The organism is Vibrio sp. MA40-2 (genome assembly GCF_047302445.1).
Classification (GTDB): domain Bacteria; phylum Pseudomonadota; class Gammaproteobacteria; order Enterobacterales; family Vibrionaceae; genus Vibrio.
Genome location: NZ_CP178628.1, coordinates 1,727,338 through 1,753,065, shown reverse-complemented (window position 1 = coordinate 1,753,065; position 25,728 = coordinate 1,727,338). Strand labels below are relative to the sequence as shown.

Below are 25,728 nucleotides of genomic sequence, written 5' to 3'. Positions count from 1 at the left end.
CCATGTCTCAAGATGATGAATTAAATCTCTTTCAAAAAATAATGGAAGATGTAACGCCTTTAACTCAAGATACCGCAGAGCTAAAAAAACAACATCACGTTTCAGAGGCTCACTTAGCACGCCGAGAAGCCGCGATGAATTTAGCCATTGATGATTCTAGCTACTTGTCATTAGACAACGCCCCCATGCTTAAACCAGAGGATGTTATCGAGTTCAAACGTAGTGGTGTTCAAGACGGGGTCTATAAAAAACTTCGACTTGGTAAATATCCAATTCAAGCGAAGTTAGACCTACATAAAAAAACGCTAACTCAAGCTCGCGACGAAATTGTCAAATTTCTACGTCAATGTCTAAGAATGGATATACGAACAGTTATTATTATTCATGGTAAGGGACAACGCGCAATCCCTCCTGCTCTTGTCAAAAGTTATACTGCCAATTGGCTTACTCAAATGTCTGATGTTTTAGCTGTTCATAGTGCTCAGCAATTTCATGGCGGAACCGGTGCGGTTTACGTTATGTTAAAGAAAAGCGCCGAGAAAAAACTAGAAAACCGAGAAAGACATCAAAAACGATTAGGCTAAACTCGAATTAATGCTAAAATACTCGTTCCTTTAGCAACGATTTTTATCGTTGCTTTTTTCATCGTTGTGAAACAGAGAAAAACATGCCCCAAATTACACCAAAAAAAACCGAATCTCAGCCCACACAAGGCAAGCGCTTAAATAAGTTTATTAGTGAAACTGGATTTTGCTCGCGTCGTGAAGCAGATAAATTAATCGACAGCGGACGAGTAACAATTAATGGCGTAATTCCAGAAATGGGTACAAAGGTATTATCAAACGATGTCGTACTTGTGGATGATAAGCCTCTCAATCAAAAACAGAAACCAATCTACATCGCCTTGAATAAACCAACAGGTATTACATGTACTACCGAAAGAGATATCCCTGGAAATATCGTAGATTTTATTGGTCTTAAACAGCGCATTTTCCCTATTGGTCGTTTAGATAAGCCTTCTGATGGCCTTATTTTTCTAACCAACGATGGCGATATAGTTAATAAAATCCTTCGTGCAGGGAATAATCATGAAAAAGAATACGTGGTCCGAGTTAATAAACCCATTACCAAACAATTTATCAATAAGATGGCTTCAGGTGTCGAGATTCTAGATACAGTAACTCTTCCTTGTAAAGTCACCGAAGAAACTAAGTATTCATTTCGAATTGTGCTAACTCAAGGGTTAAATCGTCAAATTCGTCGGATGTGTGAAGCATTGGGATATGAAGTATTTAAACTACGTCGAGTTCGAATTATGAACATCAGCTTAGATGGTATTCCAAACGGGAAATGGCGTTACCTGACAGATTCAGAAGTAACTGAGATTCTAAAAATGAGTGGCCATTCAAGTAATACAGAAGAAGCATCTAGAGTTAATGCTCAAGGAAAACGCATTAGAAAAGCGACTGATGCTAAGTTGTTTGATAGTAGAGAAGAAAACCAACCATCACGCGCTAGAAGAAATCAAAAGACTAGGATTTATTCTGGAAATAACGCTGACGAGTTTCGCCATTCACCAACAAAACGTAAACTTTCGTCACATTCAGAAAATAGACCTAACAAAAAAGCGATATCCGGTACACTTTCGTTAAAAAAGTAATACATCTATAAATCACCTAACTGATATTAATACAAGCAATGTTAGTTAGGTGCATAATCTAACTCTATATTAGCTAGTTAAACTAGCAAACTCACCATTGGTCAACATCAATAAATCACTTGGATCAAGCTCTATATCCAATCCTCGTTTGCCAGCGGATACATAAATACAATCCAATTCATTTGCACTACTGTCTAAAAAAGTCGGTACTCTTTTTTTCTGTGCCAATGGACTTATCCCTCCCACAATATAACCAGAAGATTTTTGTGCGATATCCGGGTTAGCCATTTCCGCTTTCTTTGCCTTGGCAGCTCGAGCGGCTTGTTTTAAATTCAGTTTATTTTCAACCGGAATAATCGCCACTGCCAGCTTTTTAGGCTCACCGTTAATACAAAACATTAAGGTTTTAAATACCTTTTTTGGATCTAACCCTAAAACTTCAGCAGCTTCTAAGCCATAACTTTCATGTTTGGGATCATGTTTATATTGGTGAATAATATGGCGTACTTTATTTTTTTTGAGAAGGTCAATTGCTGGTGTCATGTTCTCACTCTAAACTAGTCAACGTAAAAAGGCGATGCATCTCATAGCATCGCCTTTATCTTGGTCTGTCCTCAATAAAGCGGGACTGTCCTTAAAGTAATATCGTCCTTAAAGCAATATTAAGGTCAAGCGACGCTTACTTGTAAACCATTTCACCATTTGGTTCAAACGTATTTACATCAATCGGGCTATTTTCTTCAAGATAAGCTTTAAGTACTTCTGCATCAACGAAGCCAGTATTCACATAACCAGCATTTCCTGTCAATTTAGGATAACCGTCACCACCTGCAGCATTAAAACTTGGCACAGTGAAACGATAAGTCTTGTTCATATCAAGAGGCATACCACCAATTTTAACATCACTTACTTTATCACCCGCTACTGTCATCGAAATACCAGCAAACTGAGCATAAGCACCTGAATCAACTGGTTTAGTTGCAACAACATTTAAATAATCCAGAACATCACTGCCTTTCATATCATTATAAGTTACTGTATTTGCGAACGGTTGAACCGTTAATACATCTTTATAAGTGATATCACCCGCTTCCATTGACGCACGTACACCACCTGAGTTCATGACACCAAAGTCAGCTTGAGCACGCTCCATATGAGCCGTAGCAATTAAACGTCCTAAATTGGTTTGTTGGAAACGAACCACATTACGTTCGCCTACCAAGTTACCATTAGTTTCAGCCACTTTCTTATTAAGCTGATCTTTGCCTTTATCTTGGAACGGTTGTAAGAAGGCTGTCATTTCTGCATCTTGAGCAATTTCATCTTGAATGAATACACGCTGGCTCTTTCCATCAACTTTAATTTTTTTCTTAAGGTTGACTGGGATTAGGTTATAACTCACCATTTCCAATTCACCGTTAGTGAATTCAAAATCAGCACGTCCTACATATTTACCCCATTCATGAGCTTGAACAATCCACGTACCATTTTGATTATCAGGCTTACACTCTGCACCTGGTTTGAAGGACTTGCTCATCACATTTGGCCCTTCCATACAAACAGGCTCTTGGGAGTGTCCTCCAACAATGATATCTAATGAACCTTCATCCAAATAACGAGCAAGTGCTACATCACCTGGTGCATTAACGCCACGATTACCATTTTCGTAATGTCCCATATGCGTTACTGCAAAGATAAGATCTGGTTTTTCGCTTTGTTCTAATTCAGCGATTAGTTTTTTGGCTTCTTCTTTTGGATCTCGGAAGTCCAATCCAGCGATGTATTCGGGATTACCTATTTTCATCGTATCTTCAGTCGTCAGACCGATAACAGCAATTTTAATACCTTGCTTTTCAAATAATTGATAAGCTTGATACTTTCGCTCACCAGTTGCTTTATCATAAATGTTAGCCGACAACATTGGGAAACCACCCCACTCAATTTGTTGCTCTAACACTGAAAGAGGGTTATCGAATTCATGATTACCTAGTGCCATTGCATCATACCCAAGTTTATTCATGCCTTTAAAGTCTGGTTCAGCATTTTGGAGATCTGATTCAGGTACACCTGTGTTAATATCACCACCAGAAAGAAGCAACACACTTCCCCCTTCAGCAGCAACTTCAGCACGTAATTCATCAATTAGAGTTTTACGAGCTGCCATACCATACTCACCATATTTATTTGACCAAAAACGGCCATGGTGATCATTCGTATGTAAAACCGTTAATTTATAAGTTTGGTCTTGCTCCCACGCTGGTCCTGTAGCACAACCAGCCAATGTTGCTAGGATAGCTGCACTAAGCGCAGTTTTAAGAATTATGCGTTCCTTCATCTTCTTTACCTTTAATTTTATTTGTGGTTATTCACTGCCTAAAGGTCTCCGGATCAGCTCTTTACAAAAGGGGAAAATAAGCAAAATGTCAAAGAGACCGTATATTACGATTGCAAAATTATTAAATATACTAGACCTTTATAGTATAGATTCATTGCTATTAAAATGATTTATTACCGATAAAACACTACCTCATCACATGTAATCGATTGCTTTTTCGAAACAAGGTCAATAAGGTATTTTCGTGGGCTATGTTAACCGAAAAAAGCAATGTAATTATTTAAGCGATATGACGGTAAAAAGATAGCAAAAAGCCGTCGACTTCACATCAACCGACGGCTTTGATAAAAATAGGCTTTATTTGATATCGATATGGTCGAAACTCTTGATCAAGTCATCAAGCGATTTCATTTGCGCCAGGAAAGGCTCTAGCTTGTCTAAAGGTAATGCTGAAGGACCATCGCATTTCGCTTGATTTGGATTTGGATGTGCTTCGATAAACAAACCAGCAATCCCCGTCGCTAAACCCGCTTTTGCAAGTTCAACTGTTTGCTCTCTGCGCCCACCAGATGCTGCACCAGATGGATCTCGCATTTGAAGAGAATGAGTAACATCAAAGATGATCGGTTGACCATTTGATACTTTCTTCATCACACCAAAACCAAGCATATCAACCACTAAATTATCGTATCCCATGCAAGAGCCGCGTTCACAAAGAATAATTTTTTCGTTACCGCATTCTGCAAATTTATCAACAATATTACCCACTTGATCAGGGCTCATAAACTGTGGTTTTTTAACATTAATAACAGAACCAGTTTTAGCCATTGCTTCTACAAGATCAGTTTGACGGGCTAGAAAAGCAGGTAACTGGATAACATCAACCACATCGGCTACGACTTGAGCTTGTGCTTCTGTATGAATATCTGTAATGATTTTCACACCGAAGGTTTGTTTTATTTCTTCGAATATTTTTAATCCTTCATCAAGACCAGGACCGCGATAAGAGTGAACAGAACTTCGATTAGCCTTGTCAAAAGACGCTTTAAACACGTAAGGGATACCTAACTTCTCAGTTACATTGACATAATACTCACATATTTGCATCGCCAGGTCGCGTGACTCAAGAACGTTCATTCCTGCAAATAAAGTAAAGGGTTTATCGTTTGCTACCGGAATATCGCCAACGTGGACAATTTTTTGTTCCATTTTTTATCTCTCTATTTTGGGTCAATGGCCACAGTTAATAACGATAACTGCTGCATTTTTATAACTTAAGCTGAACGTTCAAATCATTCAACTTAATGTATTGTCACTGGATTTTGTTCTAACGCTGTTAACTGGCTTTTTAAAAGGTCAGCCGCAGGATCCTCTGGGCATTGTTCAATAAAAAATTGATAATCAATTTTGGCGATCTGATGGCAATCTAATTGCTGATAAATGAACCCTCTATCTCTAATTTCATATGGATCATCAGGCACAAAGGTCAGCGCAAGATTCGTACACTTGAGCGCTAAAGTATACCGTTCTTCTCGTAAAAGGGCGCTTTTAATTACCGCTAACCATCGACCAATAATAGTAGGATGATCCGCAGCCTGAAGATGTTCTGGTTTTAGCTTAGCAAGCGGCCCTTGGTGCCCAATTAGCCACGCAGCTAAGACTCTCTTACTCACATATTCGCCATTATACGGATTAATATATAAAGGTTGTTGTTCTTGCCATTCGAGCTTAACTAACAGCTGGGTAGGAAAAGTGACTCCTTTTACTGGGAAGCCTAATTTATTAGCAAAATAGATAAACAAAGCCCCTAAACTAACAGGGATGCCTTTCCGTCGCTTCAATACTTTATCTATAAATACATTTTCTGATGAAAAATACGCATCCTTGTCGCCACAAAAGCCTAAATCTGCATAAAAGTACCGTACAAATTCAGTAAATTTTTCTTGCTCATTAATTTCTTTCTGCTTACTGACAAACAAAGACAATGCGTCCTCTATTTGCGTAAATAGACTGTCTAATTCACTCTTTACCCAGTTGATGTCTATATCAGAGTTAATCGCATGGTTTAATGCCAACGCTCCCTCAACCAAGGTCATTTCATCTAAATCTTCATCAAACAAATCAAACATCGTTTACCCCATTAATGCTGGTATTTTAGTCATAGCGATATTGCCAGCCATCAACAACCAACCCAGAGCGCCGAAAAATGCAAAAGTACGCACTAAACGATGGTTAGCAACACGTAATGCAAAAAAACCTAATGCAAAATACGCCAAAATACAGGTTACTTTTTCTGTAAACCATTCATTACCCGGCGTAAATGGTATAAAACCCAAAGTAATAATGAGCCCAATACCACTTAACAGTAAAACGGTATCAACTATGTGCGGTAAAACTTTTAATACTTTCTTCTCAATTATTGGCGAATTAGACATCAGCAAGACATAACGAATTGATAGCAAAAGTGCGCTGATGGCAATGGACAGTAAATGAATGTTTTTTATGGCTAAATACACTATGAATTCTCTTTTATCATGAATTGAATGAGTACTGACCTAGAGTCACTCTATCATTACCTGCGTAATCTTGTTCGGTTGATACTTGGGTATAACCTAACCCCAACATGATATCTCGAACTAACTTACCTTGTTCAAAACCATGTTCGAATAACAACCATCCGTCGTTTTCTAGGTAATTTACCGCTTCTGTCGCAATAATCCGGATATCAGACAGCCCATTATCTTGCGCGACTAAAGCAGAGCTTGGTTCAAACCTTACATCTCCCGCGGTTAGATGAGGATCATTTTTTTGGATGTATGGCGGATTAGATACAATAGTAGCAAATTTAATTCGACTATCATTACCTAGACTAAGGCGGTGGTGAACGCCATCATTATGAATACTAGCCTGTTGCTTTTGTTCGTTTCGTTCAAGTGGCTCAAACCAACTACCGTGTAAGAACTGAGCATTATCTATTCTCAGATTTTTGGCATTTTTTTGCGCCAAGTCTATCGCGGCCATTTGAATGTCGATACCCACTATATAGTGCTGAGGACATTCAGATGCAAGGGCTAACGCAATCGCGCCTGTACCGGTTCCTAAATCCAAAATAGACGCCGCAGATTGTGGAAGTTTGGTTAATGCTACCTCAACTAAACGTTCTGTATCAGGCCGAGGTATCAACGTCGATGGCGAAACCGCTAGAGGCAATGACCAAAACTCTCTCTCACCGGTAATATACGCGATGGGCTCGCCTGTTAATCGACGTTGAAGAAGATCAATAAAATGTAAATATTGCTCCTCGGATAAGGTTTTTTCTGGCCACGTTAAGAGATAACTACGAGACTGTCCCAATACATGGCAAAGTAATACTGACGCATCTAAAGAAGGCGAATCACTACCGCTTTCAATTAACGAAGTGATTGCGGTTTTTAATATCACCTCAATAGAGGAATTTTTATCCATAGTTCGCTGCAGCTTTTATTAATTATGTTCTGCTAGTGCAGCAAGTTGGTCCGCTTGATACTCTTGAATAACTGGATCAACCAAACTCTGTAAATCACCTTCCATAATTTCAGACAAGCGGTACAACGTTAAATTGATACGGTGATCAGATACACGACCCTGTGGGTAGTTATAAGTGCGAATACGGTCACTTCTATCGCCGGAGCCTAGAAGGTTACGGCGAGTATCAGACACTTCTTCTGCACGTCTTGCTTGCTCTGCTTGAATAATTCTAGCCGCAAGTACAGACATTGCTTTGGCTTTATTTTTATGTTGCGAACGTTCATCCTGACACTCTACTACCGTGCCAGTTGGTAAGTGAGTAATACGAATAGCTGAATCGGTGGTATTAACGTGCTGACCACCAGCGCCAGAGGAACGAAAAGTATCAATTTTCAAATCAGCACTTTTGATTTCGGGTAGATCAGCTTCCGGTATTTCCGCCATTACCGCTAAAGTACAAGCAGAGGTATGAACTCGACCTTGCGACTCAGTAGCAGGTACACGTTGAACACGATGACCACCAGATTCAAATTTTAGAATACCAAAAGCGCCTTCACCACTCACTTTGGCTATCATTTCTTTGTAACCACCTTGCTCAGATTCGTTCGAGCTCATGACTTCAATGCGCCAACCTTTTTTCTCAGCAAAACGACTGTACATGCGGAATAAATCACCCGCAAAGATACCAGCTTCATCACCGCCCGCTCCTGCTCGAATTTCTAAGAAGCAATTACGTTCATCATTAGGATCTTTAGGAATAAGCAAAATCTGTAGTTCTTCAGATAACCGCTCGATTGCCGCTTTTGCTTCATTGATCTCTTCTTGAGCCATCTCACGCATTTCGGCATCATCTTCTTTAGCCATTTCTTGCGCTGCAGAAAGATCCTCTTGAGCCTGCTGATAGGCTTGAAAACACTTAGTCACTTCTTCTAATTGTGAATATTCTTTAGAAAGTGCGCGAAATTTATTTTGGTCACCTAATACATCAGGATCACCAAGTAAATGCTGAACTTCTTCGTAACGCTCTACGAGAGTTTCAAGCTTAGTCAGAATGGATGATTTCATAATCTTCTTTAATTTTGTTGTAGGTCGTCTAAACCTATACTCTGTCTAATAACAGAAAGTTTATCTGGGTCACCTTGCTCCGCGGCCAATTGAAGAGCACGAGTGGGAGCATGGATCAATTTATTGGTTAATTTATTACTCAGTTCAAGTAAAACCTGCTCTGGTTCACAGCCAGATGCCAATGACTGTAAGCTTTTAGCAATTAATTCTTCTCTAACGGCATTCGCCGACGTTCTAAACTCTCTTATACTATCAACGGCTTGAAGAGAACGCAGCCAAGTCATAAAAGCCGCACTTTCTTCAGATACTATCGCTTCTGCTTGAATGGCTTCAACTTTGCGTTGTTCCATATTTTGCTTAACGATTGATTGTAAATCATCGACAGTATAAAGATAAATATCGTTCAAGTCCCCTACTTGCTGTTCCACATCTCTTGGAACGGCAATATCGACAATAAGGATAGGTTGACGCTTACGTTGCTTTAACGCTGATTCAACCATTCCTTTGCCGATAATAGGCAAAGGGCTAGCGGTAGAACTAATGACAATATCTGCTCGATGCAAATTATCAGGAATTTCTTCAAGGCTAATAACATTAGCGTTAAATTTTTCAGCGAGACCCAATGCACGCTCGCGCGTTCTATTGGCAACGATAATATTATCACAACCATTATCGGTAAGATGTTTCGCCACTAATTCAATGGTTTCCCCTGCGCCTACCAGTAAAACAGTCGAATTAGCTAACGATTCAAAAATATGTTTTGCAAGCGTACAAGCTGCATAGGCGACCGATACGGCACTTCCACCGATTTCAGTTTCTGTTCTTACTCTTTTCGCCACAGAAAAGGTTTTTTGAAAAAGCTTTTCCATGGTTCCATCTACAGATTTTAAACTTCTCGCACTAGAGTAGGCTTGTTTCACTTGACCTAATATTTGTGGCTCACCTAATACCAACGAATCTAAGCCACAAGAGACTCGCATCAAATGTTTAATGGCTGCTTGTTCTTCGTACACGTATAAACTGGACTTAAGTTCATCGGGTTCAACCTGATGAAAATGTGTCAACCAGTCAATAACCTTGCTTTTCGCGTTTGATTTAACATCGAAATAGATCTCAGTTCGATTACAAGTGGACACAATAACACCACTTTTTATATTTGAGTCTGCTTCCAGTTGCTTATGCGCCTCTGTTAATTTATCAGGGGAAAAAGCAACCTTCTCTCGCAACTCAACCGACGCTGTATGGTGATTGATACCAATAGCAAGCAAGGACATGAAATAAAAGATCCAACGTTAAAATACATTTGAGGCACGAATTTTACTTGATGGGCCTGACGATTGAAAGAGCGACGGAGTGATGTTTTAATGAGTTCGTGATTTAGATGATATAGTTAACCCTAAAGTCTTACTAAAGTTGCGCAATAAACCATCGTTATGAAAAAATTAAATCAATATATTTTATCTGTAAGTATGCTGTTATTTCTTTTCGCTTGCAGCACACTACCTGAAGAGTCTGCAACCAACGTAGAATGGGAGCAACATCGCCAAAAGCTAATTAATATTCAATCATTTCAAGCCACTGGAAAAATCGGCTATCGCAGCCCAGATGAGAGCATTAGCCTAAATTTTTATTGGTCACATACCCCTGATAAAAGTGAACTACGATTAATCAACTTCCTAGGGTCAACCGTTTTAACACTAACGATAAGTCCTGAAGGTGCAAAAGTGATCACTAGCGATAATGAAATATTTGAAAATAAAGATGCTAATATTCTTTTAGCAAACCTCACTGGGTTGATTTTTCCAGTCACACAAATGCAAAATTGGATAAAAGGGCTGCCTATTCAAGCCGACTCCTATACTTTTAACCAAACAAATACCCTTCAAAGTTTACAAAAAATCAACGAGAACAATAGCTGGACATTAAATTATGATCGTTATCAGGATCATAATCAGCTACCGCTACCTTATCAAATGACGTTAAATTCAACCGATACTAAAATTAAAATTGTCGTATCCAAGTGGAAATTTTAAACATGATCACCCAATCAACAACCTGGCCATCTCCAGCTAAACTGAATTTATTTTTATATATCACCGCGCAACGAAATGACGGCTACCATGAATTACAGACCCTGTTTCAATTTCTCGACTATGGCGACACTATTACCATTGAAGCAAATTCAAGTGGTGAAGTTCATCTCACTCCCGATCTAGCAGGGGTGGCATTGGAAGACAACTTAATTTGGAAAGCAACCCAAGCATTAAAACAGAAAGTACCACCAGAATGCGGCGCCAATATCCATTTAGACAAAAAATTACCAATGGGCGGTGGTATCGGCGGTGGTTCTTCAAATGCAGCAACCGTTTTAGTCGCACTCAATTATCTTTGGCAATCGAAGTTATCCTTACAACAATTAGCGGACATTGGATTACATCTAGGAGCTGATGTACCTGTTTTTGTGCATGGTTTTTCGGCATTTGCACAAGGTATCGGCGAACAATTGCAAAAAGTATCGCCAAAAGAAAGCTGGTATCTGGTGGTAAAACCAGATGTAAGCATTTCTACCGCAAAAATTTTCTCTCATCCAAGTTTACCTAGAAACACACCAAAACGAGCTATATCTGAGCTGTTAACTGGATCACAGGAAAACGATTGCGAAAAAATCGTGCGATTACTTTATCCAGAGGTTGATAAGCAACTTTCATGGCTGCTACAATACGCGCCGTCAAGATTGACTGGCACAGGTTCATGTCTGTTTGCAGAATTTAATAACAAATTCGAAGCGGAGGAAATTCGTGCTAAACTTCCTGACACAGTCTCAAGCTTTATTGCCCAAGGGAAAAACACCTCCCCGCTATACGAGACATTAGCCAGTTACCAATCACTAGATGATAAATAACTAGCCACCACCCAACCTAATTTAAAACTGGACGCAACCCCGAGGTTCCCACTGTGCCTGATATGAAGCTATTTGCTGGTAACGCTACACCTGAACTAGCCCAACGTATTGCTGATCGTCTCTATATTTCACTTGGTGACGCTACTGTTGACCGTTTCTCTGATGGAGAAATAGCGGTTCAAATAAACGAAAATGTTCGTGGTAGTGATGTATTCATCATCCAATCAACTTGTGCTCCTACTAATGACAACTTAATGGAATTAGTAGTAATGATTGATGCGATGCGCCGTGCTTCTGCTGGCCGTATTACCGCTGTAATCCCTTACTTCGGCTATGCTCGTCAAGATCGTCGTGTTCGCTCTGCTCGTGTGCCTATCACAGCAAAAGTAGTGGCGGATTTCCTATCCAACGTTGGCGTTGATCGCGTATTAACTATCGACTTACACGCAGAACAAATTCAAGGCTTCTTCGATGTCCCAGTAGACAACATTTTTGGTACTCCTGTATTGTTAGAAGATATGGCCAACCGTGGCTTAGAAGATCCAGTTGTTGTTTCTCCAGATTTAGGTGGTGTTGTTCGAGCTCGCGCAACCGCTAAAGCATTGGGCAATATCGATATAGCCATTGTCGACAAACGTCGTCCTCGTGCTAACGTATCTGAAGTAATGAACCTTATTGGTGAAGTTGAAGGCAGAGATTGTGTAATTGTCGATGACATGATTGATACCGGTGGCACACTTTGTAAAGCTGCGGAAGCACTTAAAGAACGTGGCGCTAAACGTGTATTTGCTTATGCCACTCATGCAGTATTTTCTGGCAGCGCCGCGAAAAACATCAAGAACTCTGTACTAGATCAAGTTATTATCACTGATTCAATTACACTTTCAAAAGAAATGGCAGCCACAGGTAAAGTAACTCAATTAACTTTATCAAGTATGCTTGCTGAAGCTATTCGTCGCATAAGTAACGAAGAGTCTATTTCGGCTATGTTTAACTAATTGCACTATGATCAAGTTAGTTAGCTAAAAACAGAGACACTTAACTAAAATGCCACCATAGTCACTCATTAGTTATGATAATCGTTACTGTTTATAAAAACACCTCTTAGCGAGGTGTTTTTTTGTTTCATCTAGAGCACGGTGTACATCTCGCATGACCACGTATTTCTATGCTACTATACCGCGCTTTTTAAAAATCCGAGAGAGAGCTAATCGTGAGTCAACAAATTAAACTCCTCGTAGGTCTAGCAAATCCGGGCCCTGAGTATGCAAAAACTCGACACAATGCAGGTGCATGGGTTGTTGAAGAATTAGCGCGCGTCCACAATGCTACGCTAAAAAATGAGCCTAAGTTCTTTGGTTATACTGGCCGTATTATGGTTAATGGTGAAGATTTAAGACTCCTGATACCCACGACCTTCATGAACTTATCAGGTAAAGCAGTGGCAGCAATGGCAAAATTTTACCAAATTGAAGCCGAAGCAATCATGGTTGCTCATGATGAGTTAGATCTTCCTCCGGGCATCGGTAAATTTAAAAAAGGTGGTGGTCACGGCGGTCACAACGGCTTACGAGACACGATAAGTAAACTGGGTAACAATAAAGAATTTTACCGCTTACGGATTGGCATCGGCCATCCGGGGCATAAAGATAGAGTATCTGGTTATGTATTAGGTAAAGCCCCATCAAAAGAACAAGAATGTATTGACGCTGTCGTAGATGAATCTGTGAGAAGCTTAGATATATTACTTAAAGATGGCATAGCCAAAGCACAAAATCGCTTACATACGTTCAAAGCAGAATAAGGTTTATATCATGGGTTTTAAATGTGGCATCGTTGGTCTACCTAATGTAGGTAAGTCAACTCTGTTTAACGCGCTGACCAAAGCGGGTATTGAAGCAGCAAACTTTCCATTTTGTACTATCGAGCCAAATACTGGCATCGTTCCAGTTCCAGATCTACGCTTAGACGCCCTAGCAGAGATCGTTAACCCGCAGAAGATACTTCCAACCACAATGGAATTTGTTGATATTGCTGGCCTCGTAGCAGGAGCGTCAAAAGGCGAAGGGCTAGGAAACAAGTTTCTAGCAAACATACGTGAAACCGATGCAATTGGTCATGTAGTTCGCTGTTTTGAAAACGAAAACATCGTACACGTAGCAGGAAAAATATCACCACTTGACGACATTGAAATAATCAATTTAGAACTTGCCCTTGCAGATCTAGACAGTTGTGAAAGAGCGCTTCAACGTCAAGCCAAGCGAGCTAAAGGTGGCGATAAAGATGCTAAGTTTGAAATCACAGTACTAGAAAAGCTTCTTCCGGTATTAACAGAAGGTGGAATGGCTCGAACCGTTTCATTAACAAAAGAAGAATTGAAGGCTGTCGATTATCTCAACTTCTTAACGTTAAAACCAACAATGTACATCGCAAATGTCAGTGAAGACGGTTTTGAAGACAATCCATATTTAGATCAAGTACGTGAATACGCTGAAAAAGAAAATAACGTGGTAGTACCAGTGTGTGCAGCTATAGAATCAGAACTGTCTGAACTAGATGACGAAGACCGTGCTGAATTTTTAGAAGATATGGGAATAGAAGAACCGGGATTAAACCGCGTAATCCGTTCCGGATACGAACTATTAACTCTACAGACTTATTTTACCGCTGGCGTTAAAGAAGTGCGTGCATGGACCATTCCTGTTGGTGCAACCGCACCACAATCTGCTGGTAAGATACATACCGACTTTGAAAAAGGCTTCATTCGTGCTGAAGTAATTGGTTACGAAGATTTCATTCAATTTAAAGGCGAAAGTGGCGCAAAAGAAGCAGGTAAATGGCGTCTAGAAGGTAAAGATTACATCGTCAAAGATGGCGACGTTGTTCATTTCCGGTTCAATGTATAAAATCAGCTCACGACATTTAAAAAAACCACTTCATTGAAGTGGTTTTTTTATTTTATTTATCTTATCTAGAAAAAACAATTAAGCGCACAAAACCTAGAATACTTGTCAGTTTTTAACCAAATATAATCATCTTTGTTTAAAAAAACCGCGAACAATCTTTTTAACACGATTTATTAAAAAAATAGGTTGACGACTTTCTCGCAGATAAGCATAATGCGCTCCGTTCTCATCGCAGCTTAAACGCAGCGTTTGATGACAATTTGGCTACGTAGCTCAGCTGGTTAGAGCACATCACTCATAATGATGGGGTCACAGGTTCAAATCCCGTCGTAGCCACCATATTTTTATTTTTAGATGGAATTGATTTTCATCTAGAAATTAAGCAAAATTTGCGGGAGTGGCGGAATTGGTAGACGCACCAGATTTAGGTTCTGGCGCCGCAAGGTGTGAGAGTTCAAGTCTCTCCTTCCGCACCATATTTTGTTGGGCTATCGCCAAGCGGTAAGGCACTGGCTTTTGATGCCAGCATTCCCTGGTTCGAATCCAGGTAGCCCAGCCATTTTTACAAGTGGTTGAGATATTTGCTAATAAACAATTGATGCCAGCATTCCCTGGTTCACTCTTGTTAAAAACGGCAGGTAGCCCAACTATCTTATAAGTGGTTGAGATATTTGCTAATAGAAAGTTGATACCAGCATTCACTGGTTTCCTCTTGTTAAAAACAGCAGATAACCCAACCATATTAAAAGTGGTTAAGATATTTATGAGATAAAAACTTAATAAATATTACAATCATTAGTATAAAAAGTACTTTTGGTACTGTTAAAAAGCGTTACTTTATATTATATTGTTTCGCTCGTTCAAAATGGCTACGTAGCTCAGCTGGTTAGAGCACATCACTCATAATGATGGGGTCACAGGTTCAAATCCCGTCGTAGCCACCATTTTTAACTTGCTTGCTATTGTTAATTAGCAAGAGAGTAAAGTAGATAGTTGATAATGCGGAAGTGGCGGAATTGGTAGACGCACCAGATTTAGGTTCTGGCGCCGTAAGGTGTGAGAGTTCAAGTCTCTCCTTCCGCACCATATCAAATTATCTACAACAAAATATGCGGGAGTGGCGGAATTGGTAGACGCACCAGATTTAGGTTCTGGCGCCGCAAGGTGTGAGAGTTCAAGTCTCTCCTTCCGCACCATATTTTGTTGGGCTATCGCCAAGCGGTAAGGCACTGGCTTTTGATGCCAGCATTCCCTGGTTCGAATCCAGGTAGCCCAGCCATTTTTACAGGTGGTTGAGATATTTGCTAATAGACAATTGATGCCAGCATTCCCTGGTTCACTCTTGTTAAAAACGGCAGGTAGCCCAACTATCTTACAAGTGGTTGAGATATTTGCTAATAGACAATATGAAAATAGCATTTAGCTCAATTATCTTAAAAAGTGATATTAAGAATTTAATTTTCACTGCAATAATTAAGTCCCCTAGCTTAGTTATTACAACTTCTAATCCGGTCCAATTCACCAGATTAGAATACGAAATACGCGGGAGTGGCGGAATTGGTAGACGCACCAGATTTAGGTTCTGGCGCCGCAAGGTGTGAGAGTTCAAGTCTCTCCTTCCGCACCATATTTTGTTGGGCTATCGCCAAGCGGTAAGGCACTGGCTTTTGATGCCAGCATTCCCTGGTTCGAATCCAGGTAGCCCAGCCATTTTTACAGGTGGTTGAGATATTTGCTAATAGACAATTGATGCCAGCATTCCCTGGTTCACTCTTGTTAAAAACAGCAGGTAACCTAACTATTTTATAAGTAGTTGAGATATTTGCTAATAGACAATATAAAAATAGCATCTAACTCAATTATCTTAAAAAGTGATATTAAGAATTTAATTTTCACTGCAATAATTAAGTCCCCTAGCTTAGTTATTACAACTTCTAATCCGGTCCAATTCACCAGATTAGAATACGAAATACGCGGGAGTGGCGGAATTGGTAGACGCACCAGATTTAGGTTCTGGCGCCGCAAGGTGTGAGAGTTCAAGTCTCTCCTTCCGCACCATATTTTGTTGGGCTATCGCCAAGCGGTAAGGCACTGGCTTTTGATGCCAGCATTCCCTGGTTCGAATCCAGGTAGCCCAGCCATTTTCTTTTTCAATAAAACTTCTTATATAAAGCATTCCCTGGTTCCCTCTTTGTTAAAAACAACAGGTAACCCAGCTATTCTCTTTATCAATAAATTTCTTATATAAAGCATTCCCTGGTTCCCTCTTTGTTAAAAACAACAGATAACCCAGCTATTCTCTTTATCAATAAATTTCTTATATAAAGCATTCCCTGGTTCCCTCTTTGTTAAAAACAACAGATAACCCAGCTATTCTCTTTTTCAATAAATTTCTTATATAAGCATTCCCTGGTTCCCTCTTTGTTAAAAACAACAGGTAACCCAGCTATTCTCTTTATCAATAAATTTCTTATATAAGCATTCCCTGGTTCCCTCTTTGTTAAAAACAACAGGTAACCCAACTATTCTCTTTATCAATAAAACTTCTTATATAAAGCATTCCCTTATAACAATGCTTCTTAGTCCTGTTAAAATATCACCGGTTAATAGCTTACCGTTTAACCACACTGTTTTTATACAATATCAATGAGATGTTGTTTCCATCGAATGTCTACTGCCATCGACATCACTATTAATTACTTCTAAGTTCGTTGTATTTAAGCTCTAGTGACGGTTTAGTTCGAATAGTCTGAGTAGTTTAGAGGTTGGTTATATCTCTATCATTCTAGGTAATTAAATTCAATTGTGAACGACGAATGTATGAACAAGTTAATCGAAAAAATATCCAGCCTAACAAAAGACCAAAACGTAGTTGTAACCAAAGGAATATCAGGGCTAGACATTTCCAAGCCTATCGCCTTACACCACACGTTATTTAGAAAAGGGAATCACGGTTATGGCGGTTGCGATGATACTCCTTTTGAACTAGGACATAATATACCAAGCGTGCATTGGTATGCCCACAAGGAAGACTGCACCGCTGTGGGCATTTTGTTATTCGAATTGCTGTTTAGCCAACAATCTTATGTGACAATACATATTACCCAAGCTCAATCAGAGATTAACACTCTTTATTTATACCTAGAACGAGCAAGTGAAAATGAGATATATGGTTTAGAATTTGAGCAAAAAGAAGCCTACAAATCTTACGATTACACACCTCAAAAAGGTCATAAAGATAACAATTACAAAGATGAGCTGATGCCCTTATTTTCATATAGTCATTCAGGGAAAAATCATATTTCTATTAATGAAAAAGCCAAAAAATCTGATCAACTGGTCGTTTCGGTATCCGTTGTAGGTTTAATTTATTTAGCAGAATTGTTTTTAAATATGAGTAATCAAAATAATACACAAACAGAATTATCTTTAGAAAATCCGTTGTTAGGAATAGGAGGCGTGCACCCCTTGAGTCTTGAGGCTCAATTTTGGTTGCCTTACAGCGTTGCTTTTTATGGAAAAAGCAATGTTAATGAACTCATATTTAATTGAAAAAACACTTTATGAAAATAACAATTATTACAACACGCCTACTTATTCTGTTGGGTTGATGTGGGTATTTTAAGATGACAAATATGAAGTAACACCAATAACAACTGTGGACTGCCAATGAATATTTTTCTGCACAAGAAATTTTTCAAGGTATGTTTACCCTACCTTGAAAAATATAAATATCCGATCAGCACATTGGCATAAAAATTCGTTACAAACCTAGTGCGTATTTCAGTACCTTATTCTTTATAGGTCCCGTTGTGTTAGCTATTTTCAATGCGGCATTTCTGGCAAATTTTATCGGTGCAATGTCATTACTGAACGTTTTATAGAAAAAATCCATTCCCGATTGCATCACCAAGTTATCAAGCCTTCGTCTTTTTTCATATGCAAGTAAACACGCTTCTGATTGCCATTCTTTAGTGGCTAAAATCTCTAATAGTACTTTTACATCTTTGAAGCCTAAATTAACGCCCTGTCCTGCTAACGGATTAATGGTGTGGGCAGAATCCCCAACCAATACGCAACGATTCTTAAAGTAACATTGGGCATGACGACGAACTAGCGGAAATGAGCCTGCTTGTAAAACACGAACATTACCTAACTCAGGTGGGAAATGGGTATGAATTTGATCAGCAAGTTTTTCTTTGGGCATAGCGACAAGTTGTCGAACTCGACTTGGTTTGTCGTACCAAACTAATGAACCTTGCTTACCTTGCAAAGGTAAAAACGATCTAGGTCCATGTGGCGTAAACCATTGCCAAGTAATATCTTGCTGTTCTTTTTCAGTTTCAACATTAATAAGCATGCAAGCTTGTCTATAATCCCAAGCCGTTAAACCAATACCAGCACAACTGCGAACGTTTGAATTTGCACCATCAGCCCCCACAACCAATGAACACTTTAGTTCACGCCCAGATTCGAGCGTAACTATATTGTGCGTATCAGAAAAACACATGGTTTTCATACTATCGGGACAAAACAGCGTGATATTATCTTGTTGCTCTATTTGCGCCCACAACCCTAGCTGGATCAGCCTATTCTCGACCATATAACCAAGAATATCGACGCCTAAATCGTCAGCGGAAAATGTAGTCCGACATTCTGGTTGCTCCCACGTTTCTAGTCGACGATAGGGTGTCACTCTCATCGCCTCGATGTCAGCCCAACATTGCAATGACTTGAGTAATTCAATAGAAGCGAGTGAAATAGCCGAGACTCTAATGTCCATTGGCTGAGTGGCTTCATACGGCTGAGGTCTTACTCCTTCAATCAATGCCACTTTTTTACCTTGCTTTCCTGCCCCCAAAGCGAAAGCAGCACCCGTCATCCCACCACCAATAACAACTAAATCATACTCTTGCATCTTTTCTATTCATCTCTTGTTGGCATTAACATAATCCTACATGCATCTTACTCAATAACGTAGGCAAATAACGAGGTTGCTATCAAGTATATCTATAGGCTATCTGTATAATAAGGTTAAAACCACCGTTTTAGAATTCATTTAGTCAAGCACTGGTCAGGCGGTTTTTAAAGCAGTACAATACGCGGCTTGCCACGTTATTGGCACTATAATTACGAGCACTATGCTTTCTAGATTGAACACTGAAAACGAGCGAATGTAAAATGAGTAAGAAACTGCTGATAAAAACTTGGGGTTGCCAGATGAACGAATACGATTCATCAAAAATGGCCGATTTGCTTAATGCCGCCAACGGTTATGAGCTAACCGAAATTCCAGAAGAGGCTGATGTCTTACTTCTTAATACCTGCTCTATTCGTGAAAAGGCACAAGAAAAAGTCTTTCATCAGCTTGGCCGTTGGAAAACACTAAAAGATAAAAAACCTGGTGTTGTCATTGGTGTGGGTGGCTGTGTTGCTACTCAAGAAGGCAAACATATAAGAGAACGCGCCTCGTTTGTTGATGTGATTTTTGGCCCACAAACGCTGCACCGTCTTCCAGAAATGATCAAATCGTCACAAAGTGATCATGCGCCTGTTATGGATATTTCATTCCCAGAAATTGAAAAATTCGATAATTTACCCGAACCGCGTGCAGAAGGCGCAACCGCTTTTGTTTCCATCATGGAAGGCTGTTCTAAATACTGTACATACTGCGTCGTACCATATACTCGCGGCGAAGAGGTTAGTCGTCCTATGGATGATGTTCTCTATGAAGTGGCTCAACTTGCTGAGCAAGGGGTACGAGAAGTTAACTTATTAGGACAAAATGTGAACGCTTATCGTGGACCAACTCATGATGGCGATATTTGTTCTTTTGCTGATTTACTCAGACTGGTTGCTTCAATCGATGGTATTGATCGTCTGCGCTTCACGACCAGCCATCCATTAGAATTTACTGACGATATCATTGCGGTTTATGAAGATACACCTGAACTAGTGAGTTTCTTACACCTTCCTGTTCAAAGTGGATCTGATCGTATTCTTACTATGATGAAACGACCACATACCGCGATTGAATATAAGTCTATCATACGTAAGTTGCGTAAAGCTCGCCCAGATATTCAAATTAGCTCCGACTTTATTGTTGGCTTCCCTGGCGAAACAGATAAAGACTTCCAAGACACTATGAAGCTAATTCGAGATGTTGATTTTGATATGAGCTTCAGCTTTATCTTCTCCGCTCGTCCAGGAACACCTGCTGCAGACTACCCTTGCGACTTGCCAGAGCAAGAGAAAAAAGATCGTTTGTCCGAGTTACAACAACAAATAAACAGTCAAGCAATGCGCTATTCTCGTTTAATGCTAGGAACGGAGCAAAGAGTATTAGTAGAAGGGCCGTCGAAAAAAGATCTCATGGAATTACGTGCTCGAACAGAAAATAATCGGGTAGTAAATTTTGAAGGTTCAGCCGACCTTATTGGTCAATTTGTTGATGTCAAAATTACCGATGTATTTTCTAACTCACTTCGTGGTGAGCTCGTTCGCACCGAAAAAGAAATGCAATTACGTATAGCAACATCTCCTGTAGAAATGATGAAAAAATCACGTAAAGAAGACGAATTAGGTGTTGCAACATTTACACCTTAAGCTATCTTAACATTAAACTTGAGCTCGGTTTTTATCGGGCTCCAAGCCCATTTATCACTGAATTACGGGCAATAATGAGAGGCGAAATTGAGCAATAAAATTGTGACTCTAGAAATAAATCTAGAACCTTCCGATAATCATCGTCTATCTAGCCTTTGCGGCCCATTCGATGACAATATTAAGCACTTAGAACGCAGGTTAGGTGTGGAGATTAACTATCGAGGAAATGCATTTTCGATAGTAGGTAAACCTCATACCGCTGCCGCTGCGCTAGATATAATAAAATCCATCTATGTAGATACCGCTCCGGTCAGAGGCAATATCCCAGATATTGAACCAGAACAAATTCATTTAGCGATAAAAGAATCTGGCGTATTAGAGCAAAGCACTGACGCAATTATTGAACACGGTAAAGAAGTTTTTATAAAAACAAAAAAAGGGGTGATTAAACCTCGTACTGAAAACCAAGCTCAATATTTAGTGAATATGGTCACGCACGATATCAGTTATGGTATTGGCCCTGCTGGTACAGGTAAAACATACCTTGCTGTCGCTGCCGCTGTTGATGCATTAGAACGCCAAGAAGTCCGCCGTATTTTATTAACTCGCCCTGCAGTAGAAGCGGGTGAGAAACTGGGTTTTCTACCTGGCGATCTAAGTCAAAAAGTTGATCCTTACTTACGTCCTCTTTATGACGCTCTGTTTGAAATGCTCGGCTTCGAAAAAGTTGAAAAGCTGATCGAAAGAAATGTGATCGAAGTGGCACCTTTGGCTTATATGCGCGGCCGAACACTTAATGACGCGTTTATTATCCTTGATGAAAGTCAAAATACCACAGTAGAACAGATGAAAATGTTTTTGACTCGTATAGGCTTTAATTCTCGAGCAGTGATCACTGGTGATGTGACACAAATTGATTTACCGAGAGGAGCAAAATCAGGATTACGTCATGCAATCGAAGTATTGTCTGAAGTAGAGGAAATTAGTTTCAACTTTTTCCAAGCCGACGATGTTGTAAGGCACCCCGTTGTCGCTCGAATCGTCAATGCTTATGAAAAATGGGAAGCAAACGACCAAAAAGCTCGTAAGGCGATGGAAAAACGTCGAAACGAAGAACGTGATGCACGTCTTCTCGATGCCACAAAATCGGATTAAGCCGGAAGAAAACAATGACGATTGAACTAGATCTACAACTTGCAGTAGAAAATAGCCAAAATATACCGACCGAAAATGACTTTCAACGTTGGCTTTCTGCTGCAGTCACTCTGTTTCAACCAGAGGCTGAAGTCACTATACGTATTGTCGATAATCAAGAGAGCCAACAACTTAATCGTGACTATCGTGGCAAAGATAAACCAACTAATGTGCTGTCTTTTCCATTTGAAGCTCCACCAGAAGTAGAAATAAACCTGTTAGGCGATCTCATTATCTGCCAACAAGTGGTTGAAACCGAAGCTCTGCAACAAAATAAAACCTTAAACGCTCATTGGGCGCATATGGTTGTACATGGCACTCTTCATCTGCTAGGTTATGATCATATCGACGATGAGGAAGCCGAAGAGATGGAATCTCTCGAAGCTGAAATTCTGCTAAATTTAGGCTTTGATGACCCTTATATCGATGAAAAGTGAGCTATCACACATCTGATAGCGCAAACGTACGAGAAACCATGAACGACGAAAACTCTCCCAGTTCAGAAGGGAATAGTAGTAAATCAGAAGGTCCGAGTAGAAAGTCCTTCTTTGAACGCCTAGGTCAAATATTTCAGGGTGAACCTAAAGACCGCCAAGAGCTTGTAGACGTAATACGAGACTCAGAAGTAAATGACCTTATCGACCACGACACAAGAGATATGCTCGAAGGTGTGATGGAAATAGCAGAAATGCGTGTAAGAGATATTATGATACCGCGTTCTCAAATGGTCACCGCCGATAAAGAACAAAATCTTGACGAGCTCGTCACTCTAATTACAGAAGCTTCTCACTCGCGTTATCCTGTAATTAGTGAAGATAAAGACCATGTCGAAGGCATTCTATTAGCAAAGGACCTACTCAAATATTTAGGATCTGGTAGCACAGAATTTGAAATCAGCGAAGTAATACGTCAGGCCGTCGTGGTACCTGAAAGTAAGCGAGTGGATAGATTATTAAAAGAATTTCGCGAAGAGCGCTATCATATGGCGATTGTCGTTGATGAATTTGGTGGTGTGTCAGGACTAGTGACCATTGAAGATATTCTAGAAGAAATTGTTGGTGAAATAGAAGATGAGTTTGATGACGAGGAAGAAGAAGATATTCGTCAACTCAGCAAGCATACTTTCGCCGTTAAAGCACTAGCGACTATTGAGCAATTTAACGAACTATTTGGCACTAATTTCAACGATGACGAAGTGGACACCATTGGCGGAATGGTGATGACGAGCTTTGGTCATTTACCGTCAAGAGGTGAAACGGTCGAAATAGGCAACTACATATTCAAAGTAAGTGCTGCGGACAATCGTAGAATTATACAGCTACAAGTCACCATTCCTGATGAAACACACGTTGCCGACACCGAACAAGAATAATCAGCTTCAAACATAAGAAACAATGATGACAAAACAAGCTCATCGCCTACTGCGGCCTTTACTGGCCGCTTTTATTGGCGGCTCAACCACACTCGCATTCGCTCCTTTTCAGCTTTGGCCAATTGCCATCATTAGCCCACTGTTATTACTGCTACTGATCGCTAAACAGCCACATAAAGCAGTCGCCTTTACTGGCTTTATGTGGGGCTTTGGCCAATTTGCAGTTGGTATCAGTTGGGTGCATATCAGTATTGATACTTTTGGCGGCATGCCAAAAGCTGCTAGTCTATTGTTAATGCTATTGTTGGTGAGCTATCTTGCTCTTTATCCAGCAATTTTCGCTACTCTACTTAATCGTTTTTTCCCACGACACAATGCCATTCGCTATCTGCTCGCTACCCCTTCTCTATGGTTATTAGTAGATTGGGCAAGAGGATGGGTTTTCACTGGCTTCCCTTGGCTTTGGCTCGGCTATAGCCAAATTGAATCACCGTTATCCAATCTGGCTCCTATTGGTGGCGTGCAACTTATCACCTTATCGCTGGTATTATCTGCTGCTAGCATCACTTATGCTATCATTCAGAAGAAGCCAATAATGCTTATTTTGCCATTGGTTATTTTTATCAGTTCTTATGGGCTTAAATCTACCCATTGGGTCACACCGGATAAATCTACCCTTACCTCTTTCGCGTTAATTCAGGGCAATATTGCACAAGAAAAAAAATGGCTACCGAGCGAAAGAATGCCAACATTGATGAAGTTTTTGGATTTAAGTAGAGTCAACTGGGACGCAGATATTATTGTGTGGCCAGAAGCAGCCATACCCGCTCTAGAAAGAGAACTGCCTGCTTTTTTACTCAATGTAGACAAAGCGGCTCGTAACAACCAAACCGCACTTATCACTGGCGTGATCACGCAAAACTTATCTGGTCATTATTACAACAGTGTTATCACTTTAGGTGATAACGACTCTGGTGAATATAACTATCAAACCCAACCACGCTACAACAAACATCACTTGCTGCCATTCGGTGAATTTGTTCCTTTTGCCGACATACTCCGCCCTATAGCACCGTTTTTTAATTTGCCAATGTCATCATTTAACCGTGGTGATTTTGTACAGGACAATATTATTGCTAAAGGTAAACATTTAGTAACAGCACTGTGTTACGAAATTATTTTTGGTGGGCAAGTCAGGCAGAATATTCATAACGACACTGACTTCATACTTACTTTATCTAATGATGCTTGGTTTGGTGATTCTATCGGACCGCTTCAGCATATGGAAATCGCTCAAATGAGAGCGTTAGAAACCGGAAAACCGGTCATTAGAGCCACCAATAACGGCGTAACCGCTATCACCGATTACCGCGGTAAAATAATCGCTCAAGTACCACAATTTTCCACCGAAGTACTACGTGCAGAGGTGATGTCAACTAAAGGCAAAACGCCTTATTTGATTGTTGGTGATTGGCCCGTTATAGGCTTTATCTTATTCTCAGTGTTATGCATAATGATTAACACTCTGCGCTTAGGAAAAAATCGCTAACCTAAAAGGAGTGTAACCCTAAAGTCAAAGTTGCTATCGGCCTAAGAGTAAACATGGCTTAGCAACTTCATTTACACTGATCTTGCTCCGGTATTATGGTTTTAATGCGAGGCGAGCAAATTGATTACCACCACACTTGCGACATGGCTCAATAATCGTTGGATGTATATATTGAGCCTTATCTCCACATTTCTCACAGACTAAATGACCTAGACCAATTATTTCACCTGTATTGTAAACGCCATGATGGTCAAGGTCGGCAAATAACTCTACCCACTCAACTTTAGTTCTATCAGTAATATCAAGTAAAGCTTGCCACATTGAATCTGCAACCATAATTGAAAAAGGGCTATCTTTACTCTCTTGGTAACTCTCGGCAAACTCTTTCAAATCTGATTTTACGTAGGCAGAAACAAGTGCAATTTCATCCTTCGTCATATCCGTCGCTGCTTTGGCGACCTCTTCAGAACTTTCCAATACTTTACTCAGCTCCTCAGGGCTATGTTTCAGTGTGTTCACTACAGCTTCAAACGTCTCTTCATAACCTAGTTTTCGCTTTGACATGGAGTGCCTCCGTTAGTTTCCAAACATACCGTACAATCTTAATCTTTATTGTCGCTTGTTGTAAGTGC

General features: G+C 40.0%; 23 protein-coding genes and 11 tRNA genes. 24 read left to right on the top strand and 10 right to left on the bottom strand.

Translation table 11 applies throughout. The annotated features are described in order from the left end of the window. The first annotated feature begins 2 nt into the window (after positions 1-2). Together smrA and rluF are read left to right on the top strand one after the other, a co-directional pair. Positions 3-584, top strand: a complete 582-nt coding sequence (smrA, locus tag ACLKML_RS15615) for a DNA endonuclease SmrA (protein WP_413283964.1) — start codon at positions 3-5, stop codon at positions 582-584. A gap of 83 nt (positions 585-667) precedes the next feature. Continuing rightward, on the top strand, positions 668-1,660 hold the full coding sequence (rluF, locus tag ACLKML_RS15610; RefSeq protein ID WP_413283963.1) for a 23S rRNA pseudouridine(2604) synthase RluF: 993 nt from the start codon (positions 668-670) through the stop codon (positions 1,658-1,660). Between the two features lie 69 nt (positions 1,661-1,729). On the opposite strand, the gene ybaK is transcribed toward rluF, so the two are convergent. From ybaK to hemA, 8 genes are all read right to left on the bottom strand, one after another. Beyond that, complete coding sequence (gene ybaK, locus ACLKML_RS15605; protein ID WP_413283962.1) at positions 1,730-2,203, bottom strand: Cys-tRNA(Pro) deacylase; 474 nt, start codon at positions 2,201-2,203, stop codon at positions 1,730-1,732. A 136-nt stretch (positions 2,204-2,339) separates the two neighbouring features. Next, the gene (gene ushA / locus ACLKML_RS15600; protein ID WP_413283961.1) at positions 2,340-3,995 is read right to left on the bottom strand and encodes a bifunctional UDP-sugar hydrolase/5'-nucleotidase UshA; all 1,656 of its coding nucleotides are present in this window, start codon (positions 3,993-3,995) and stop codon (positions 2,340-2,342) included. Positions 3,996-4,352: 357 nt separating this feature from the next. Continuing rightward, positions 4,353-5,204 (bottom strand): 3-deoxy-8-phosphooctulonate synthase, encoded by an 852-nt coding sequence (kdsA, locus tag ACLKML_RS15595; protein WP_413283960.1) that lies wholly within the window; start codon positions 5,202-5,204, stop codon positions 4,353-4,355. 92 nt (positions 5,205-5,296) lie between these two features. Next, complete coding sequence (locus ACLKML_RS15590) at positions 5,297-6,124, bottom strand: SirB1 family protein (RefSeq protein ID WP_413283959.1); 828 nt, start codon at positions 6,122-6,124, stop codon at positions 5,297-5,299. A 3-nt stretch (positions 6,125-6,127) separates the two neighbouring features. Then, positions 6,128-6,511 carry a SirB2 family protein gene (locus tag ACLKML_RS15585; protein ID WP_413283958.1) on the bottom strand — a complete coding sequence of 128 codons (384 nt, stop codon included), beginning with the start codon at positions 6,509-6,511 and terminating at the stop codon, positions 6,128-6,130. Positions 6,512-6,527: 16 nt separating this feature from the next. Continuing rightward, the gene (gene prmC, locus ACLKML_RS15580) at positions 6,528-7,460 is read right to left on the bottom strand and encodes a peptide chain release factor N(5)-glutamine methyltransferase (protein ID WP_413283957.1); all 933 of its coding nucleotides are present in this window, start codon (positions 7,458-7,460) and stop codon (positions 6,528-6,530) included. 18 nt (positions 7,461-7,478) lie between these two features. Beyond that, positions 7,479-8,567 carry a peptide chain release factor 1 gene (gene prfA, locus ACLKML_RS15575; protein WP_413283956.1) on the bottom strand — a complete coding sequence of 363 codons (1,089 nt, stop codon included), beginning with the start codon at positions 8,565-8,567 and terminating at the stop codon, positions 7,479-7,481. Between the two features lie 8 nt (positions 8,568-8,575). Further along, positions 8,576-9,841 carry a glutamyl-tRNA reductase gene (gene hemA, locus ACLKML_RS15570; protein ID WP_413283955.1) on the bottom strand — a complete coding sequence of 422 codons (1,266 nt, stop codon included), beginning with the start codon at positions 9,839-9,841 and terminating at the stop codon, positions 8,576-8,578. A 159-nt stretch (positions 9,842-10,000) separates the two neighbouring features. Between hemA and lolB the strand changes: the two genes are divergently transcribed. From lolB to ACLKML_RS15485, 17 genes are all read left to right on the top strand, one after another. Further along, complete coding sequence (gene lolB, locus ACLKML_RS15565) at positions 10,001-10,600, top strand: lipoprotein insertase outer membrane protein LolB (protein ID WP_413283954.1); 600 nt, start codon at positions 10,001-10,003, stop codon at positions 10,598-10,600. A 2-nt stretch (positions 10,601-10,602) separates the two neighbouring features. After that, positions 10,603-11,469: a 4-(cytidine 5'-diphospho)-2-C-methyl-D-erythritol kinase gene (ispE, locus tag ACLKML_RS15560; protein WP_413283953.1), complete on the top strand. Its 867-nt coding sequence runs from the start codon at positions 10,603-10,605 to the stop codon at positions 11,467-11,469. A 53-nt stretch (positions 11,470-11,522) separates the two neighbouring features. Continuing rightward, complete coding sequence (locus tag ACLKML_RS15555) at positions 11,523-12,467, top strand: ribose-phosphate pyrophosphokinase (protein WP_317718733.1); 945 nt, start codon at positions 11,523-11,525, stop codon at positions 12,465-12,467. A 215-nt stretch (positions 12,468-12,682) separates the two neighbouring features. After that, a complete protein-coding gene (gene pth, locus ACLKML_RS15550) occupies positions 12,683-13,273 on the top strand; it encodes an aminoacyl-tRNA hydrolase (RefSeq protein ID WP_413283952.1) in 591 nt (196 codons plus the stop codon). A gap of 10 nt (positions 13,274-13,283) precedes the next feature. Next, positions 13,284-14,375 carry a redox-regulated ATPase YchF gene (gene ychF, locus ACLKML_RS15545; protein ID WP_317718731.1) on the top strand — a complete coding sequence of 364 codons (1,092 nt, stop codon included), beginning with the start codon at positions 13,284-13,286 and terminating at the stop codon, positions 14,373-14,375. Positions 14,376-14,637: 262 nt separating this feature from the next. Further along, positions 14,638-14,714, top strand: a tRNA-Met gene (locus ACLKML_RS15540). A gap of 52 nt (positions 14,715-14,766) precedes the next feature. Beyond that, positions 14,767-14,851 (top strand) — tRNA-Leu (locus tag ACLKML_RS15535). 8 nt (positions 14,852-14,859) lie between these two features. Then, positions 14,860-14,934: transfer RNA gene (locus ACLKML_RS15530), tRNA-Gln, on the top strand. A 308-nt stretch (positions 14,935-15,242) separates the two neighbouring features. Continuing rightward, positions 15,243-15,319: transfer RNA gene (locus ACLKML_RS15525), tRNA-Met, on the top strand. A gap of 57 nt (positions 15,320-15,376) precedes the next feature. Continuing rightward, positions 15,377-15,461: transfer RNA gene (locus ACLKML_RS15520), tRNA-Leu, on the top strand. 25 nt (positions 15,462-15,486) lie between these two features. Further along, a tRNA-Leu gene (locus ACLKML_RS15515) sits at positions 15,487-15,571 on the top strand. An 8-nt stretch (positions 15,572-15,579) separates the two neighbouring features. Next, a tRNA-Gln gene (locus tag ACLKML_RS15510) sits at positions 15,580-15,654 on the top strand. A 263-nt stretch (positions 15,655-15,917) separates the two neighbouring features. After that, positions 15,918-16,002 (top strand) — tRNA-Leu (locus ACLKML_RS15505). Between the two features lie 8 nt (positions 16,003-16,010). Then, a tRNA-Gln gene (locus ACLKML_RS15500) sits at positions 16,011-16,085 on the top strand. Between the two features lie 263 nt (positions 16,086-16,348). Further along, positions 16,349-16,433: transfer RNA gene (locus ACLKML_RS15495), tRNA-Leu, on the top strand. 8 nt (positions 16,434-16,441) lie between these two features. Continuing rightward, positions 16,442-16,516 (top strand) — tRNA-Gln (locus tag ACLKML_RS15490). Positions 16,517-17,195: 679 nt separating this feature from the next. Beyond that, the gene (locus ACLKML_RS15485) at positions 17,196-17,927 is read left to right on the top strand and encodes a hypothetical protein (protein WP_413283951.1); all 732 of its coding nucleotides are present in this window, start codon (positions 17,196-17,198) and stop codon (positions 17,925-17,927) included. A 211-nt stretch (positions 17,928-18,138) separates the two neighbouring features. Here ACLKML_RS15485 and ACLKML_RS15480 read toward each other — a convergent pair whose 3' ends face one another. Next, complete coding sequence (locus tag ACLKML_RS15480; RefSeq protein WP_413283950.1) at positions 18,139-19,293, bottom strand: 2-octaprenyl-3-methyl-6-methoxy-1,4-benzoquinol hydroxylase; 1,155 nt, start codon at positions 19,291-19,293, stop codon at positions 18,139-18,141. Positions 19,294-19,556: 263 nt separating this feature from the next. On the opposite strand from ACLKML_RS15480, the gene miaB reads away from it, so the two are divergent. The 5 genes from miaB (at position 19,557) to lnt (ending at position 25,096) form a co-directional block, all read left to right on the top strand. Then, positions 19,557-20,981 carry a tRNA (N6-isopentenyl adenosine(37)-C2)-methylthiotransferase MiaB gene (gene miaB / locus ACLKML_RS15475; RefSeq protein WP_413283949.1) on the top strand — a complete coding sequence of 475 codons (1,425 nt, stop codon included), beginning with the start codon at positions 19,557-19,559 and terminating at the stop codon, positions 20,979-20,981. A gap of 87 nt (positions 20,982-21,068) precedes the next feature. Continuing rightward, entirely contained in the window at positions 21,069-22,136 is a 1,068-nt protein-coding gene (locus ACLKML_RS15470) for a PhoH family protein (RefSeq protein WP_413283948.1), read from the top strand. Positions 22,137-22,150: 14 nt separating this feature from the next. Beyond that, positions 22,151-22,612 (top strand): rRNA maturation RNase YbeY, encoded by a 462-nt coding sequence (ybeY, locus tag ACLKML_RS15465; protein WP_413283947.1) that lies wholly within the window; start codon positions 22,151-22,153, stop codon positions 22,610-22,612. 38 nt (positions 22,613-22,650) lie between these two features. Next, entirely contained in the window at positions 22,651-23,547 is an 897-nt protein-coding gene (gene corC / locus ACLKML_RS15460) for a CNNM family magnesium/cobalt transport protein CorC (RefSeq protein WP_413283946.1), read from the top strand. A 25-nt stretch (positions 23,548-23,572) separates the two neighbouring features. After that, positions 23,573-25,096 carry an apolipoprotein N-acyltransferase gene (gene lnt / locus ACLKML_RS15455; RefSeq protein ID WP_413285906.1) on the top strand — a complete coding sequence of 508 codons (1,524 nt, stop codon included), beginning with the start codon at positions 23,573-23,575 and terminating at the stop codon, positions 25,094-25,096. 93 nt (positions 25,097-25,189) lie between these two features. Here the strand turns inward: lnt and ACLKML_RS15450 are convergent, their stop codons facing one another. Next, positions 25,190-25,660 (bottom strand): zinc ribbon-containing protein, encoded by a 471-nt coding sequence (locus ACLKML_RS15450; RefSeq protein WP_413283945.1) that lies wholly within the window; start codon positions 25,658-25,660, stop codon positions 25,190-25,192. Positions 25,661-25,728 lie beyond the last annotated feature (68 nt).

Bases quoted from the DNA above. Each gene is read 5' to 3' on its own strand.
- smrA (WP_413283964.1), top strand. From the start codon at position 3: ATGTCTCAAGATGATGAATTAAATCTCTTTCAAAAAATAATGGAAGAT.
- rluF (WP_413283963.1), top strand. From the start codon at position 668: ATGCCCCAAATTACACCAAAAAAAACCGAATCTCAGCCCACACAAGGC.
- ybaK (WP_413283962.1), bottom strand. From the start codon at position 2,203: ATGACACCAGCAATTGACCTTCTCAAAAAAAATAAAGTACGCCATATT.
- ushA (WP_413283961.1), bottom strand. From the start codon at position 3,995: ATGAAGGAACGCATAATTCTTAAAACTGCGCTTAGTGCAGCTATCCTA.
- kdsA (WP_413283960.1), bottom strand. From the start codon at position 5,204: ATGGAACAAAAAATTGTCCACGTTGGCGATATTCCGGTAGCAAACGAT.
- ACLKML_RS15590 (WP_413283959.1), bottom strand. From the start codon at position 6,124: ATGTTTGATTTGTTTGATGAAGATTTAGATGAAATGACCTTGGTTGAG.
- prmC (WP_413283957.1), bottom strand. From the start codon at position 7,460: ATGGATAAAAATTCCTCTATTGAGGTGATATTAAAAACCGCAATCACT.
- prfA (WP_413283956.1), bottom strand. From the start codon at position 8,567: ATGAAATCATCCATTCTGACTAAGCTTGAAACTCTCGTAGAGCGTTAC.
- hemA (WP_413283955.1), bottom strand. From the start codon at position 9,841: ATGTCCTTGCTTGCTATTGGTATCAATCACCATACAGCGTCGGTTGAG.
- lolB (WP_413283954.1), top strand. From the start codon at position 10,001: ATGAAAAAATTAAATCAATATATTTTATCTGTAAGTATGCTGTTATTT.
- ispE (WP_413283953.1), top strand. From the start codon at position 10,603: ATGATCACCCAATCAACAACCTGGCCATCTCCAGCTAAACTGAATTTA.
- ychF (WP_317718731.1), top strand. From the start codon at position 13,284: ATGGGTTTTAAATGTGGCATCGTTGGTCTACCTAATGTAGGTAAGTCA.
- ACLKML_RS15485 (WP_413283951.1), top strand. From the start codon at position 17,196: ATGAACAAGTTAATCGAAAAAATATCCAGCCTAACAAAAGACCAAAAC.
- ACLKML_RS15480 (WP_413283950.1), bottom strand. From the start codon at position 19,293: ATGCAAGAGTATGATTTAGTTGTTATTGGTGGTGGGATGACGGGTGCT.
- miaB (WP_413283949.1), top strand. From the start codon at position 19,557: ATGAGTAAGAAACTGCTGATAAAAACTTGGGGTTGCCAGATGAACGAA.
- ybeY (WP_413283947.1), top strand. From the start codon at position 22,151: ATGACGATTGAACTAGATCTACAACTTGCAGTAGAAAATAGCCAAAAT.
- corC (WP_413283946.1), top strand. From the start codon at position 22,651: ATGAACGACGAAAACTCTCCCAGTTCAGAAGGGAATAGTAGTAAATCA.
- lnt (WP_413285906.1), top strand. From the start codon at position 23,573: ATGACAAAACAAGCTCATCGCCTACTGCGGCCTTTACTGGCCGCTTTT.
- ACLKML_RS15450 (WP_413283945.1), bottom strand. From the start codon at position 25,660: ATGTCAAAGCGAAAACTAGGTTATGAAGAGACGTTTGAAGCTGTAGTG.